The organism is Polynucleobacter necessarius, assembly GCF_900096755.1.
In the GTDB taxonomy this organism is placed as follows: Bacteria; Pseudomonadota; Gammaproteobacteria; order Burkholderiales; family Burkholderiaceae; genus Polynucleobacter; species Polynucleobacter necessarius_K.
The window spans coordinates 774,970-789,055 of record NZ_LT615227.1; the positions used below are offsets into that span (position 1 = coordinate 774,970).

Here is a 14,086-nt window from a genome sequence, read left to right on the forward strand (position 1 = left end):
AGGTCATGTCTTTGAAATGTGGCATCGTCGGCCTGCCTAACGTCGGCAAATCTACCCTCTTTAATGCGCTTACCAAAGCTGGAATCGCAGCAGAAAACTATCCTTTCTGCACGATCGAGCCCAATGTAGGCGTTGTTGAGGTTCCTGACCCTCGTCTGGCCCATTTGGCTGAGATCGTGAAGCCTGAGCGCATCCTGCCTGCAGCTGTCGAGTTTGTCGATATTGCGGGCTTGGTAGCTGGCGCCTCCAAAGGTGAGGGCCTGGGCAATCAATTTTTGGCAAATATTCGAGAAACTGACGCTATTACGCATGTGGTGCGCTGTTTTGAGGATCCAAACGTGATTCACGTTGCTGGAAAAATTGATCCAATCGCTGATATCGGAGTGATTGATACCGAACTGGCGCTCTCAGATTTGGCAACCGTTGAAAAAACACTAAATCGCTCCACGAAAGCTGCGAAATCGGGTAACGATAAAGAGGCTGCTTTAGTGGCGGTGCTTACAAAAGTACAAGCCCATCTAGATTCTGCTCAGCCAGTTCGCAGCCTCAATTTGACTGAAGAAGAAAAATTGGTAATTAAGCCTCTTTGCTTAATCACTGCTAAACCTGCCATGTATGTAGCCAATGTGAAAGGGGATGGGTTTACGAATAATCCTCATCTTGAAGCAGTGAAGCAGCATGCAGCAAAAGAAGGTGCTCCAGTGGTTGCGGTCTGTGCGGCAATTGAAGCTGAGATCGCTGATTTAGATGATGCTGACAAGACTGAGTTCTTAGCTGACCTTGGTATGGAAGAGCCAGGCTTAGACAGGGTTATCCGTGCTGGATATGCTTTGCTAGGTTTGCAAACGTATTTCACTGCTGGTGTTAAAGAAGTTCGCGCTTGGACCATTCATGTGGGCGACACAGCCCCACAAGCTGCCGGAGTGATTCATACAGATTTCGAGCGTGGCTTTATTCGTGCCCAGACAATTTCTTATGAAGATTTTATTCAATTCAAAGGTGAGTCTGGCGCTAAAGAAGCTGGCAAGATGCGCGCAGAAGGTAAGGAGTACGTCGTGAAAGATGGCGATGTATTGAACTTCTTATTTAACGTTTAGTCATCCTGCAGTAGTTTGTTGCCTATACAAGACAAGAGAAGGCTGGATTGCATTCTTAGCCTGCTTTGTGGCGGCTTTCTCGAGGCGCTTAGAAATTTCTTCGTAACGCTTTAAAGCTAGCTTGGTAGGCAGCACTTGTTTTTTGCGACCATCTTCGTTGCTGCCCATTTTGATATAGCCCATTGCACTCAGATTTTTGAGGCGCCCATGAAGTGTGGTTTGAGAGCCCAGCTCAGACAACGAAATTAAATCCCCTACCAATACAGTCTCTTTGAGATGTGCATGCGAAACCACTTTATCGAGCAAGCCCTCCTCGATGCAATCGAGTTTCTTCCCTGGGTTAATGCGATCTAGGGCATCCATTAAATTCAGGAAGCGTAAATAGGGCGGTTGCTTGGGCGTAGACATTATTTAGATTATATAGTTGAGGTTTTATTAGCTGTAGAGCTAATGGTATTCTATTCCTTAAATACGATTTGTGCGGTTTATCTTTGTCAAATGTAATCATCCATACTCCGAGTAATGCCTAAAGTTTTTTGCCGCTGATGCGCGCACATGGTTTTGGGATTAGTGCGCTCGCCTATGCAGCGCTCTTCTATTTCAACTCATGGCTTACGAGCAGTTTTGTATTTGGTGCCGGTGTTAACGGGGTATATCTTCCTGCTGGTTTGCGACTTTTTCTTATTTTAATTTTTGGCTTACCGGGAGCCATAGGCATTGCTCTCGCTTCATTTTTAATTAGCTATTGCGGCGCGCTGTCAGATGACTTAACAATTTGTATCGGCACTGGTTTGATATCAGGCTTCGCACCCTACCTCGCCAGAATATTTGTGCTGAGCAATTTGGAGTTAGATTCCGATCTCAGCAACCTAAATTTATCTAAATTACTGATTTTGATTTGTATTTTGGTATTTGCCGCATTAAGCGCTGGGCTGCATCAGTTTTGGTATGCCACAGTTAATATTGATGACTCTGGCACCATGAATCATTTCATCGCCATGTTCATTGGCGATATATTGGGATTAGTACTGCTGATCTCCCTAATTAAATACAGCCTCGATCTTTTAAGACGATTTAGGAAAACAGCTCACTAAGGGCGGTGCCTGGATCGGGTGCGCGCATAAAAGCCTCGCCAACCAAAAAGGCGATAATTTGGTTATCACGCATTAATTGCACATCGGCGCGGCCTAGAATCCCTGATTCAGTCACTAACGTTTTATTACTAGGAACCATCGATAGGAGTGAAAGCGTTGTTTGTAGTGTGACCTCAAAAGTTTTGAGGTTGCGATTATTGATTCCAAGCAGCGGGGTTTTTAGCTCAAGTGCTTGTTCTAGTTCTGGTGCGTTATGTACCTCAACCAACACATCTAAACCTAATTCATGCGCACAGGCTTCGAGCTCTTTCATTTGATTGAGCTCTAGGCAGGCAACAATTAGCAGAATGGCATCAGCGCCGATCGCACGCGCTTCGTAAACTTGATAAGGATCTATCGTGAAATCTTTACGCAAAGCGGGAATGCTACACGCTGCCCGAGCTTGTTGCAGATAGGTGTTGCCGCCCTGAAAGTAATCTACGTCCGTAAGGACCGATAAACAGGCTGCTCCATGTTTCTCATACGATTTAGCAATCTCGGCGGGCATGAAGTTCTCGCGCAAGATTCCTTTGCTAGGACTGGCTTTCTTGATTTCGGTAATGACCCCTGCTTTGCCCGCAGCAATCTTTTTCTCAATTGACTGAATAAAGCCGCGCGGCTTCATTAGGGCGTCTTGATTATTTGCCTCAGCCTTTTCTCGCTGATTACCAAGGGAAATTTTTTGTAGGCAATTGGCAACCTCGATCTTTTTGGTTGCAACAATTTTTTCGAGGATATCGCCCATGTATAAGAACTTAATTAGATTGAGTTGCGGCAACAAAGGCGTCAAGCTTTTGGCGTGGAGCCCCAGAAGCGATGGCTGCCTTAGCAAGGGCAATACCGCTGGCAATATCTTTAGCTACTCCGGCTACGTATAGGGTAGCGCCGGCATTTAGGCAGACAATATCGCTGGCAGCACCCGGCTGGTTATTGATAACAGCCAAAACCATTTTTTTGGATTCTTCCGCATTGGCTACTTTGAAGCTATTTGTGAGTGCGGTATTAAGGCCAAAATCTTTAGGGTGAATTTCATATTCACGAACCACACCATCTTTAAGTTCGCCTACTAAAGTGGCGCCTTCAAGAGAGATCTCGTCTAAACCATCTCCACCATAAACGACCAATGCATGTTCCATACCTAAAGCCTGAAGTACACGGGCTTGAATACCCACTAGATCAGGATGGAACACACCCATCAGAATGCGTTTGGCATCGGCTGGGTTGGTTAGTGGACCCAGGATGTTAAAAATTGTACGGACACCCAATTGCTTGCGAATTGGCACCACATTCTTCATGGCAGGATGGTGATTGGGAGCAAACATAAATCCTGCGCCTACTGTAGAGATGCATTTGGATACTTGCTCAGCTGAGAGTGCAAGGTTTGCGCCAAGCGCTTCTAATACATCAGCGCTGCCAGACTTGCTGCTTACGCTGCGATTGCCATGCTTGGCAATTTTTGCTCCAGCCGCTGCTGCAACAAACATAGCTGCAGTCGAGATATTAAAAGTATGCGCACCATCACCGCCGGTACCAACCACATCCACTAGATGCGAGCGGTCATCAACCTTCACTGGGGTAGTAAACTCACGCATCACTTGTGCGGCAGCTGCGATTTCACCAACGGTTTCTTTCTTGGTTCGCAATGCAACGAGTAATCCAGCCACTAATTCAGGAGGCATTTCGCCACTCATGATGAGACGCATCATCGCGGTCATTTCATCATGGAAAAGTTCGCGGTGTTCGATGCAGCGTTGTAGCGCCTCTTGAGGTGTGATTGACATAGCGCTATCTAATTATTTATTAAAAGCAAAAAATTCTTGAGGAGGGCGTGACCGTGCTCGGACAAGATAGATTCAGGGTGAAACTGAACGCCTTCGATAGCTAATTCACGATGGCGCACACCCATGATCTCGCCGTCTGAAGATGTGGCGGTGACCTCGAGAACATCCGGCAATGAACTCTTTTCAATTGCAAGAGAGTGATAACGCGTGACCTTAAATGGGTCGGGCAAATTCTTAAATACCCCAACGCCAGTGTGATGAATGCTATCAGTTTTTCCATGCATCACCTTTTGGGCACGGATCACCTTTCCGCCAAAGGCTTCGCCTATAGCTTGATGACCTAAGCAAACACCTAAGATTGGAATTTCTCCTGCATAGCGTTTAATTGCGGCAACGGAAATTCCGGCTTCAGCAGGACTGCATGGTCCAGGAGAAATGCAAATACGGTCTGGATTGAGTTTTGCAATTTCTTCTACTGCAATTTCATCATTCCGAAATACCTTCACCTCTTCGCCTAGTTCAGCAAAATATTGAACGAGGTTGTAGGTAAATGAATCGTAGTTATCAATCATTAGGAGCATCAAGCCCTCCTTGTACCAGCTCGGCTGCTGTCAATACTGCGCGCGCTTTTGCTTCGGTCTCTTTCCATTCGGCAGTAGGATCAGAGTCTGCAACTACGCCTGCACCAGCTTGAGAGTGCAGCATGCCATCACGAATAACGCCTGTACGGATGGCAATTGCAACGTCCATGTCACCCGAGAATGAGAGGTAGCCAACTGCGCCACCGTATACACCACGTTTCACAATTTCCATTTCATCAATGATTTCCATTGCACGAATTTTGGGGGCTCCAGACAATGTGCCTGCTGGGAAGGTTGCACGTAAAACATCCATATTGCTCATATTGTCGAGCAGATCTCCTTCAACAGCACTCACAATGTGTTGTACGTGAGAGTACTTTTCTATTGACATAGAGTCAGTGACTTTTATAGAGCCCGTTTTTGCAATTCGGCCCACATCATTGCGCGCAAGATCGATCAGCATGACATGCTCCGCAATTTCTTTGGGATCTGCGAGCAATTCTTTGGCTAATCGCTCGTCTTCTTCGGGGTTAGCGCCGCGAGGACGAGTTCCTGCCAGAGGGCGAATGGTGACAATCTTTTCAGCTGCCCGCTTTTCTTGGCGAACCAAAATTTCTGGTGATGATCCAACGATTTGCATGTCGCCAAAATCATAGAAATACATATAGGGCGAGGGGTTGAGCGAGCGTAAGGCCCTATATAAAGCTAATGGCGACTCAGTAAAGGGTTTGCTAATACGCTGGCCAATAACGACTTGCATGCAGTCACCGGCCAAAATATATTCTTTAGTTTTTAGTACGGCCGCCTCAAAGTCCATCGCTTTAAATTTTCGAATGAGTTCGGTCTTGGTGGTAGGTAATGAAGCGGGCATGTTTGCCGGCTTCCCAAGGCAAGTCATCAATTCTTTTAAGCGATTCTGTGCATTTTCAAAACTACCATCAATGCTTGGGTCTGCATAGACGATGAAATAAATTTTTCCGGCGACGTTATCAATGACCGCTAATTCTTCGGTCAACATCAGTTGAATGTCGGGCACCCCTAATTCATCGGGAAGATGATGTTTTGCAAGTCGTGACTCAATGTAGCGTACGGTGTCGTAGCCAAAATAACCGGCAAGTCCACCACAAAAGCGTGGAAGGCCTGGCTGTAAAGCCACCTTAAAACGTTTGAAATATGCATCAACAAAGTCGAGTGGATTATCGGTATTGCTCTCAACTACCTTTCCCTCGGTCACAACCTCATTGATAGGTGCGGAGGGCGTGCCAACGGTTCTGACAATGGTCTTGGCAGGCAGCCCAATAAAGGAGAGGCGCCCAAAGCGTTCACCGCCAAGAACAGACTCCAAGAGGTAGGTATTTTTGCTTCCAAAAGCTTGGCTCAGTTTGACGTAAAGCGAGAGCGGGGTTTCTAAATCAGCCAATACCTCTTTGACGAGAGGAATGCGACTGAAGCCCTGTTTTGCTAGAGCATTAAATTCATCACGCTGCATTAAGCTTTTTCTGACTTGCCTAATTCGCTGCGCATCGTCTCGATCACTTGAGCGTAATTATCTTTACCAAAGATTGCAGAGCCTGCAACAAAAGTATCTGCACCGGTTTGTGCGACTTGCGCAATATTGTCTGCTTTAATTCCACCGTCTACCTCTAGGCGAATGTAGCGACCTGTCTCAGCTTGGTAGCGATCTAGTCGAGCGCGCACTTGCATAATTTTATTGAGAGTACTTGGAATAAATGATTGCCCGCCAAACCCAGGGTTGACCGACATGAGCAAAACCAAGTCTAGCAATTCCAGGGTGTGATCAAGATGATCCAGTGGTGTTGCAGGATTAAGCACTAAACCTGCTTGACAACCTTGATCGCGAATTAAATTGAGAGTGCGATTAACGTGAGGACTTGCCTCAGGGTGAAAGCTAATTAAGTTGGCGCCAGCTTTTGCAAAGTCAGGAACGATGCGATCAACAGGTTCAACCATGAGGTGAACGTCAATCATGGCTGGCTTGCCGTTTTTGACTGCGTATGGACGAATAGCCTCACACACTAGAGGGCCAATAGTGAGGTTAGGGACATAGTGGTTGTCCATCACATCAAAGTGAATCCAGTCAGCACCTGCGCTCAAAACATCCTGTACCTCTTTGCCTAGGCAGGCAAAGTCGGCCGACAAAATAGAGGGGGCAATGACAAATTGGCTGGTAGATGGTGATTTTTGGCTTTCCATCCCTAGATTCTAGCTTGCAGTTGGCTCTTGGATGGAGCAGAATTCGAGCATGAATCCCCACGAAATGAGCGTTACGGTCAAAGCCCAGTACCTTCCTGACCAATCTGACCCCGATAACCGCCAATTTGCCTTTGCCTATACGGCCACTATTCGCAATACAGGTAGCGCCAGTATTCAGCTAATTGCCCGCCATTGGCTCATTACTGACGGGGATAACGACGTTCAGGAGGTTAAAGGGCTAGGGGTGGTTGGGCAACACAGCCCCTTTTGCGCCCTGGGGAGCATTTTGAGTACACCAGTTGGGCTACCCTTGCCTACACCAGCCGGGACTATGCGTGGGGAATATTTCTGCGTCACGGAAGACGCTCAATTCTTCCAGGCTCCTATTCCGGAGTTCGCTCTAGTCATGCCTCGAACACTGCATTAATGGGCTTGACTTAAGACTATTTCTTTCCATTGCCTGTCCATAGGACAATAAACAACAAAAGCCCGAGAGCAATAGCGCCTTCAACGGCAAAGAGGATCATTGGGTATTCATCGAGTAAATTGGCGATCATGAGTTCTAAATTTAAATTAGCGCAATCTGTTGCAAAAAAAGTAACTTTGTTTAGTGTATTCGCTATCTTCCTAGCGAGTTTGGTTTCTGGTTGCTCGGCGCCTCCAACGCGTGGATCAGGATTTCGCTCCGGATCCGGTGCAGGGCCTGCCTCCTACAGTTCCTCTATCGCTAGTTTTAGTGCGGTCTCTTGGCAGGCTTTGCCAGGCTGGCAGGACGATGATTTATCGCAAGCTTGGCCTGCTTGGCAAAAGAGTTGCGATGGTTTGCGCAAACGCAATACTGAAATCAATTGCCGTCAAGTCTGCGCGCAAGCAGCAAATGTATCGAGTGGAGATGCTCAATCAATTCGTCGATATTTTGAAAGTAACTTTCAGGCTTATGAAATTCGCAATAGTGCCGGTAGCGATACAGGGATGATTACCGGGTATTACGAGCCGGTAATGAATGGATCGTTGACTCGCACAAGCACCTTTAATGTGCCGCTCTATGCTTATCCAAATGCTTGGAAAAAATCAAAGCCTAGTCCAGGTCCAACACGCGGTGAATTAATGAGCTCTGGAGTATTGCAAGGTTCTGAAGTCGCTTGGGTGCAAGATCCTATTGCTGCGGCATTTATGCAAATACAGGGCTCTGGAAAAATCCGACTGCAAGATGGTCGAGTGCTGCGATTGGGTTATGCAGGCACAAATGACCAACCCTTTAAATCATTTGCTCAGTGGCTGCTTGACCGAAAAGAGATTTCGCGTAGTGAAGCAACCATGCAAGGTATTTCGCAATGGGCTAAACGCAATCCTGATCGCGTGAATGAAATGCTCAATGCAAACCCCCGATTTGTTTTCTTTAAAGAGTTGCCTGGTAATGTTGCTGCAGATTTAGGTCCCAATGGTGCGCTGGGTGTGCCCTTAACAGGTGAGCGAAGTATTGCGGTTGATCTTCAGGCTATGCCTTTGGGCGCCCCCGTATTTTTGTCCACTACAAAACCTTTGAGTGCTCAGCCCTTACAAAAATTGGTGATGGCACAAGATACTGGTAAAGCCATTGTGGGTGGGGTGAGGGCTGATTACTATTGGGGTTCGGGGGAGGCTGCTGGTGAAATGGCGGGCCGCATGAAACAAAATGGCAAGATGTGGTTATTACTGCCGCGTTAATTGATTGTTGATTGCATATTAGAAAGAAAAACATGAGCTACAAGACAATTCTGACTGAAGTAGACGGCAAGGTTGCCACTATTACTCTGAACCGCCCTGAAGTGCTTAATGCTTTAAATGATCAGTTGATGGATGAGCTTGGCGCTGCATTGCTAGGGTTTGATGCGGATGACAATATTGGTTGCATCATCGTGACCGGTAGTGAAAAGGCATTTGCTGCGGGGGCTGATATTGCATCGATGGCAAAGTATGGATTAAAGGATGTTTATCGCGAAGACTTCATTTCTCGCAACTGGGAAGAAATGAAAAAAGTTCGTAAGCCAGTCATTGCGGCTGTATCTGGGTATGCATTAGGTGGCGGTTGTGAATTGGCCATGATGTGCGACACGATCATGGCCGCAGATAACGCGAAGTTTGCTCAGCCTGAAGTAAAGCTAGGAATTATTCCAGGCGCTGGTGGAACGCAGCGCTTACCGCGTGCTGTATCCAAGGCGAAAGCGATGGACTTGGCACTTACAGGTCGGATGATGGATGCCGCCGAAGCAGAGCGATCTGGATTAGTGTCCCGCGTATTTCCTCAGGCTGATTTGCTTAAAGAGGTAAAGGCGATTGCCAAGGGGATTGCCGATATGCCTTTGCTCACTGCGATGATGGTGAAGGAAAGTATTAATGCTGCCTATGAAACCACTCTTTCAGAGGGTATGCATTTTGAGCGACGCTTATTCCACACTTGCTTTGGAACTAATGATCAAAAAGAAGGCATGGCTGCATTTATGGAAAAACGGCCAGCAAAATTTACGAATTCTTAAGCTTGAATTCGTAAAGCAGTAAAGCAAATTAGTTTTTTGCTAGGTAGCGTTGAGCTAGTGTGACCCAGTAGCTCACGCCTACCGGAATCAATACATCATTAAAGTCATAAGATGGATTGTGTAGGTGACATGGGCCCATGCCATGGCCTACTGAGCGATGATCGCCATCACCATTACCTAAGAATACGTAACAACCAGGCTTTTCTAGCAACATAAAAGCAAAGTCTTCCGCACCCATAGTTGGGTCAATTGCTGTATTCACATTTTGCTTGCCAACCAATTCACTCATCACTTCGCTAGCAAATTCAACTTCGTTGTCATGATTAATTAGAGGTGGATAGTTTCTAGCAAAGGAAATCTCCGCCTGGCAATCAAACGCGCTAGCAACATTATGTGAAATCTCTCGCAGACGTCGTTCAATCAGATCTAAAACTTCTAGCGTAAAGGTGCGTACAGTGCCCCCAATAAATGCGCTATCAGGAATGACATTGCTAGTTTCACCCGCATGAAATTGTGTAACCGATATGACGGCTGCATCTACTGGGCGCTTGTTGCGTGTGATGATGCCTTGGAGTGCGAGTACGACTTGTGCACCAGTAAAGACTGGATCAGTAGTGCTATTGTGAAGTAATGCAGCGTGCCCACCTTTGCCTTTAATCGTAATCTCAAAACTATTACTGGAGGCCATCATCGGCCCGGAGGTTACCCCAAAGTGACCTTCAGACAGGCCTGGCCAATTGTGCAATCCAAAGACGGCATCGCACGGGAATTTTTCAAAAAGACCATCTTTGATCATTTCGCGTGCGCCTGCACCACCTTCTTCTGCTGGCTGGAAAATAAAGATAACAGTGCCCTTGAAATCGCGATGATTTGATAAATATTGGGCTGCTCCTAAGAGCATTGCGGTGTGGCCATCATGGCCGCAAGCATGCATCTTGCCCGCATTGCGGGACGCATGTGCAAAGTTGTTGTGTTCTTGCAGGGGTAGCGCATCCATATCGGCGCGCAGGCCAATCATTTTCCCTGGACCCAAATCACCATCAAGGCGACCTACCACTCCAGTCTTACCCATGCCACGGAATACAGTAATACCCCAGCTCGAAAGTGCCTCAGCAACTAAATCAGACGTACGGTTTTCTTCGAAACGCAATTCAGGGTGAGCATGAATATTGCGTCGAATTTCTTGAATGGCTTCTGCAGAAGCAATAATTTCAGAAGGTAAATGCATCCCTTCATCTTATCCGAAAGTCTTTTGATGTGCACCTTTGGGGTTAATTAGCGCAAACCAATCCAATTAATAAGGCAATTTAATTTTTTGGTAGTTGTATGTGCTGTGCAGCAAATTCAAGAGCTTCAATCGAGTAGGGGTTATCTACAGATTTTTGAAGTTGTTTTGGTAGCACAGGAATTAAGCCTAGAAAAGGCGCTTTGATTCTTGTTTTTAAAGTCTCAATATTTTCTTGAAGTAGCGGCATTTCACTTGCAAGAGTATTGGCAACCCAACCAGCAATATTGAGCTTTCTGGCGATCATTGCTTCGTATGTGAGTAAGGCATGGTTTAGGCAGCCCAACTTCATTCCCACTACTACTAAGATGATCGGAAAGTTCATCTCTTTTGCAACATCAGCCAAGTCCTGAGTCTTGTTTAGCGGAATTAAAAACCCCCGGGCCCCTTCTGCCACTACAACATCGCTTTGAGTCTGTATTTTGGCTAGTGCATTGCATAATGCGATCCATTTCCATTTCCATTTCCATTTCCATTTCCATTTCCATTTCCATTTCCATTTCCATTTCCATTTCCATTTCCTGGCCTATAGCTGCGGCTACCAAATGGGGTGCAGCAGGCATATTTAGAACGTAAGGACATAACTCCATTTGGCCTGGATTGAGATGGGAGGCAATTCGTAAGGTTTCTAGATCTTCGTTTACAACTACGCCCTTGGCATCTTTATAGGTGCCGGCAACTACTGGTTTGAAACCGACAGCTTTTCCACCTTGTGCACGTATTTTTAAAATAAAGGCGCCACTCACCAAGGTTTTTCCAACTTCGGTATCAGTTCCAGTAATAAAAAATCCCGCGGGAAAACTCATGATGATTTGCTAATCACTTTCTGCTCGATTGCCTTGAGGGTACTTATCAATTCGCGTAAGTCTTCAGCGCTATGGTTTGCTGAGAAAGTAATTCATAAGCGCGAGCTACCAAGAGGTACGGTAGGAGGTCGAATCGCCGGGATCCAATAACCCGCCTCATCCAAAAGCTTTGCTGCCATCAGTGCGCTGGCATTACTCCCCAGGATGACTGGTTGAATAGGTGTGCAGGAAGAAACTTTAACCCGGCTTACAAACTGCATTTCTTCCTGCCAAATGCTGATGAGTTGATTTAAGTGCTTGCGACGTTTTGAGCCTGCTTCACCCTCAATAAGATCTAGGCTTTTGAGTAGTGTGTGGGCTATAGAAGGTGGAGTTGCGGTGCTGTAAATGTATGGCCGCCCCTTTTGAACAAGCCATTCAATGAAAGAGTCTTGTGCGCAAATAAAGGCGCCACTCACGCCCGCAGCCTTGCCTAGGGTGCCAATATAAATGATGCGATCAGAGAAGAGCATTTCTTGCTCCAAAATTCCATGACCATTTTCACCAAGCACGCCAAATCCATGAGCATCATCAATCAATAGCAGTGCATCGTGTTGCTCTGCAATTTTCAACAACTCTTTCACTGGAGCTAAATCGCCATCCGTACTAAAGACGCCATCAGTGACAATAATTTTGAGTGGTTTTTTATCAGCTTTCAGTAGCTCAACTAATTCACTGGGGCATGCGTGATCAAAAAGCGTGACTGCAGTATTTGTTTGGGCGCTAGCTAAGCGTACGCCATCAATGAGTGAAGCGTGATTGAGTTTGGCTGAATAGAGACTAACCTCGCCCCGACCTGCCAGTTTTGCTAAGCCAGTAATTGCGGCCAGGTTTGCCATATAGCCAGTGCTAAAAAATAGCGCGCGAGCTTGCGGGATGTATGTTGCTTGAAATGAAGCCAGTCGCTTTTCTAGCAATTCATGAGCAATGCTATGTCTGCTAATCAAATGAGAGGCTCCGCTGCCAACACCATACAGCTTTGCCCCTTCGGCTAATGCGCTAGCTAAGTCTGGATGATTAGCGAGTCCGAGATAGTCATTGCTACAAAATGCCTTGAGCTTTCTTCCCGCAACCTGAGCCTGGGTATCGCAAGGCGTCTCTGTAACGCGTAATGTGCGCTTCAGGAGTTGCAGATCTAGATCTGCAATTTGTTCTTGCGCCATGGCGAGGGCATTAAATCGAGTCGTCATATCAAGGTCTTATCGAGTGCGTTCTTGATGGAGCTACCCATTTGCATTGCTTCTTCGGTGGTCAAAATATACGGCGGCATTACATAAACAGTATTACCTATTGGTCTAATTAGTACGCCATTTTCAAGTCCGTTTGAAAACATTTCTCGTGCGAAGATGCCTGGATTCTTGATGCACTCATTCTTAACATCAAACGCCAAAATCATTCCCTGTTGTCGCCAATGAGCAATGCGAGAATCTGATTTTGCCCATGAGAAAGCATTGGCCAAATCCTGGGAGAGCATCTTATTTTTCTCTAAGACGTTCTCGGATTCAAAAATTTCAAGACAGGCTAAGGCAGCTGCGCAAGCCAGCGGATTGCCGGTGTAAGAATGTGAATGTAAAAACCCATGACGAGTTTGATCGCTATAAAAAGCGCGATAAATTTTTTCTGTCGTCATGCAAAGGGAGAGCGGGAGATAGCCGCCGCTGATGCCTTTGGATAGGGTGAGGAAATCAGGCCAAATTCCAGCGTGCTCACAAGCAAAGAATTTACCGCTACGCCCACACCCTACCGCGATTTCATCAGCAATGAGATGAACTTCGTAACGGTCGCACAGCGTGCGAACTTGGCGTAAATATTCTGGTGAATACATTGCCATTTGTCCAGCACATTGAACTAGTGGCTCAACGATGATGGCGGCAATGTGCTGGTGTTCTTTTTCAAGTAGCTGCTGCAATTTTTCTGCTGCCTGCTGTGCAACGTCTTTGGCGCTTTCTCCAGGTCTTGCTTTACGCGCATCTGGAGAGTCGATCGTATATACGTCTTGCAAAAGAGAGCCATAGGCCTCTCTAAAAATGGCAGCATCAGTTACCACTAATGCGCCAAGCGTTTCCCCGTGGCAGCCATTTTCTAAGCAAACAAATTTTTTCTTTTGCGCTTTACCATTGAGTTGCCAAAAGTGGTGACTCATCTTCAGTGCGATTTCAACTGCAGATGCGCCATCAGATGCATAGAAGACATGGCCTAAATTACCATTAGTGAGTAAGGTGAGTTTTTCTGAAAGTTCAACAACAGGAGCGTGAGTAAATCCTGCAAGCATCACATGCTCAATTTTTTCTAGCTGCTCTGTGATCGCTTTATTGATGCGCGGATTTGAGTGCCCAAATAGATTTGTCTACCAGGAGCTAATGCAATCTAGCAATGCATTTCCCTGTTCGTCATAAAGCCATGCCCCCTTTCCTTTGGCGATGGCAATCAAAGGAAAAGACTCGTGCTGCTTCATTTGCGTGCAGGGGTGCCAAACGGCTGCCAGGCTGCGATCTACTAACGAAACTGGATTTGGATCGGAAATAACCTTCATGTTTGATATTTGACCACTAGTTTTTCCAAACTTAGGCTTGTATCTGTTATGTTTATGGCTTGAATTGACCTATTTTCTGGAATTTACCCATGCTGGACACC

15 protein-coding genes and 1 pseudogene are annotated in these 14,086 nt (G+C 46.3%); 5 read left to right on the forward strand and 11 right to left on the reverse strand.

What is annotated here, in order from left to right; all coding sequences use genetic code 11:
- Window positions 1-5: 5 nt before the first annotated feature.
- On the forward strand, window positions 6-1,097 hold the full coding sequence (gene ychF / locus DXE27_RS04095; RefSeq protein ID WP_128113007.1) for a redox-regulated ATPase YchF: 1,092 nt from the start codon (window positions 6-8) through the stop codon (window positions 1,095-1,097).
- On the opposite strand, the gene DXE27_RS04100 is transcribed toward ychF, so the two are convergent.
- Complete coding sequence (locus DXE27_RS04100; RefSeq protein ID WP_231969644.1) at window positions 1,098-1,505, reverse strand: hypothetical protein; 408 nt, start codon at window positions 1,503-1,505, stop codon at window positions 1,098-1,100.
- A 137-nt stretch (window positions 1,506-1,642) separates the two neighbouring features.
- On the opposite strand from DXE27_RS04100, the gene DXE27_RS04105 reads away from it, so the two are divergent.
- Window positions 1,643-2,191, forward strand: coding sequence for a hypothetical protein (locus tag DXE27_RS04105; protein WP_128113008.1), 549 nt, complete (start codon window positions 1,643-1,645; stop codon window positions 2,189-2,191).
- Here the strand turns inward: DXE27_RS04105 and trpC are convergent.
- Genes trpC through rpe form a run of 5 tightly spaced genes read right to left on the reverse strand, consistent with a single transcriptional unit; the run spans window position 2,172 to window position 6,806 of the window.
- Complete coding sequence (gene trpC, locus DXE27_RS04110; protein ID WP_128113702.1) at window positions 2,172-2,975, reverse strand: indole-3-glycerol phosphate synthase TrpC; 804 nt, start codon at window positions 2,973-2,975, stop codon at window positions 2,172-2,174. The two genes, DXE27_RS04105 and trpC, sit on opposite strands and share 20 nt — an antisense overlap.
- 10 nt (window positions 2,976-2,985) lie before the next feature.
- The gene (gene trpD / locus DXE27_RS04115) at window positions 2,986-4,011 is read right to left on the reverse strand and encodes an anthranilate phosphoribosyltransferase (protein WP_128113009.1); all 1,026 of its coding nucleotides are present in this window, start codon (window positions 4,009-4,011) and stop codon (window positions 2,986-2,988) included.
- A gap of 8 nt (window positions 4,012-4,019) precedes the next feature.
- Complete coding sequence (locus tag DXE27_RS04120; RefSeq protein ID WP_128113010.1) at window positions 4,020-4,592, reverse strand: anthranilate synthase component II; 573 nt, start codon at window positions 4,590-4,592, stop codon at window positions 4,020-4,022.
- On the reverse strand, window positions 4,576-6,081 hold the full coding sequence (gene trpE, locus DXE27_RS04125; protein WP_128113011.1) for an anthranilate synthase component I: 1,506 nt from the start codon (window positions 6,079-6,081) through the stop codon (window positions 4,576-4,578). Before trpE ends, DXE27_RS04120 begins: the two co-directional genes overlap by 17 nt.
- Window positions 6,081-6,806 carry a ribulose-phosphate 3-epimerase gene (gene rpe, locus DXE27_RS04130; RefSeq protein WP_128113012.1) on the reverse strand — a complete coding sequence of 242 codons (726 nt, stop codon included), beginning with the start codon at window positions 6,804-6,806 and terminating at the stop codon, window positions 6,081-6,083. The genes trpE and rpe overlap by 1 nt, the downstream gene beginning before the upstream one ends.
- A 49-nt stretch (window positions 6,807-6,855) precedes the next feature.
- Here rpe and apaG point away from each other — a divergent pair, with 49 nt between their 5' ends.
- The 3 genes from apaG to DXE27_RS04145 all read left to right on the forward strand — a co-directional run bounded on the left by apaG (window position 6,856) and on the right by DXE27_RS04145 (window position 9,322).
- A complete protein-coding gene (apaG, locus tag DXE27_RS04135; protein ID WP_231969645.1) occupies window positions 6,856-7,233 on the forward strand; it encodes a Co2+/Mg2+ efflux protein ApaG in 378 nt (125 codons plus the stop codon).
- 128 nt (window positions 7,234-7,361) lie between these two features.
- Entirely contained in the window at window positions 7,362-8,513 is a 1,152-nt protein-coding gene (gene mltA, locus DXE27_RS04140) for a murein transglycosylase A (RefSeq protein WP_128113013.1), read from the forward strand.
- Window positions 8,514-8,545: 32 nt separating this feature from the next.
- Window positions 8,546-9,322: an enoyl-CoA hydratase gene (locus DXE27_RS04145; protein WP_128113014.1), complete on the forward strand. Its 777-nt coding sequence runs from the start codon at window positions 8,546-8,548 to the stop codon at window positions 9,320-9,322.
- A gap of 28 nt (window positions 9,323-9,350) precedes the next feature.
- Here the strand turns inward: DXE27_RS04145 and DXE27_RS04150 are convergent, their stop codons facing one another.
- The 5 genes and pseudogenes from DXE27_RS04150 to bioA form a co-directional block, all read right to left on the reverse strand.
- Window positions 9,351-10,550 carry a M20 aminoacylase family protein gene (locus DXE27_RS04150; RefSeq protein ID WP_128113015.1) on the reverse strand — a complete coding sequence of 400 codons (1,200 nt, stop codon included), beginning with the start codon at window positions 10,548-10,550 and terminating at the stop codon, window positions 9,351-9,353.
- Window positions 10,551-10,629: 79 nt separating this feature from the next.
- The gene (gene bioD / locus DXE27_RS10015; protein WP_197712296.1) at window positions 10,630-11,004 is read right to left on the reverse strand and encodes an ATP-dependent dethiobiotin synthetase BioD; all 375 of its coding nucleotides are present in this window, start codon (window positions 11,002-11,004) and stop codon (window positions 10,630-10,632) included.
- Window positions 10,946-11,413, reverse strand: a complete 468-nt coding sequence (gene bioD, locus DXE27_RS10020) for an ATP-dependent dethiobiotin synthetase BioD (RefSeq protein WP_128113017.1) — start codon at window positions 11,411-11,413, stop codon at window positions 10,946-10,948. The genes bioD (DXE27_RS10015) and bioD (DXE27_RS10020) overlap by 59 nt, the downstream gene beginning before the upstream one ends.
- Window positions 11,414-11,505: 92 nt before the next feature.
- A complete protein-coding gene (locus DXE27_RS04165; protein WP_231969646.1) occupies window positions 11,506-12,615 on the reverse strand; it encodes an 8-amino-7-oxononanoate synthase in 1,110 nt (369 codons plus the stop codon).
- 23 nt (window positions 12,616-12,638) lie between these two features.
- Window positions 12,639-13,985: pseudogene (bioA, locus tag DXE27_RS04170) on the reverse strand (adenosylmethionine--8-amino-7-oxononanoate transaminase).
- Between the last annotated feature and the right edge of the window lie 101 nt (window positions 13,986-14,086).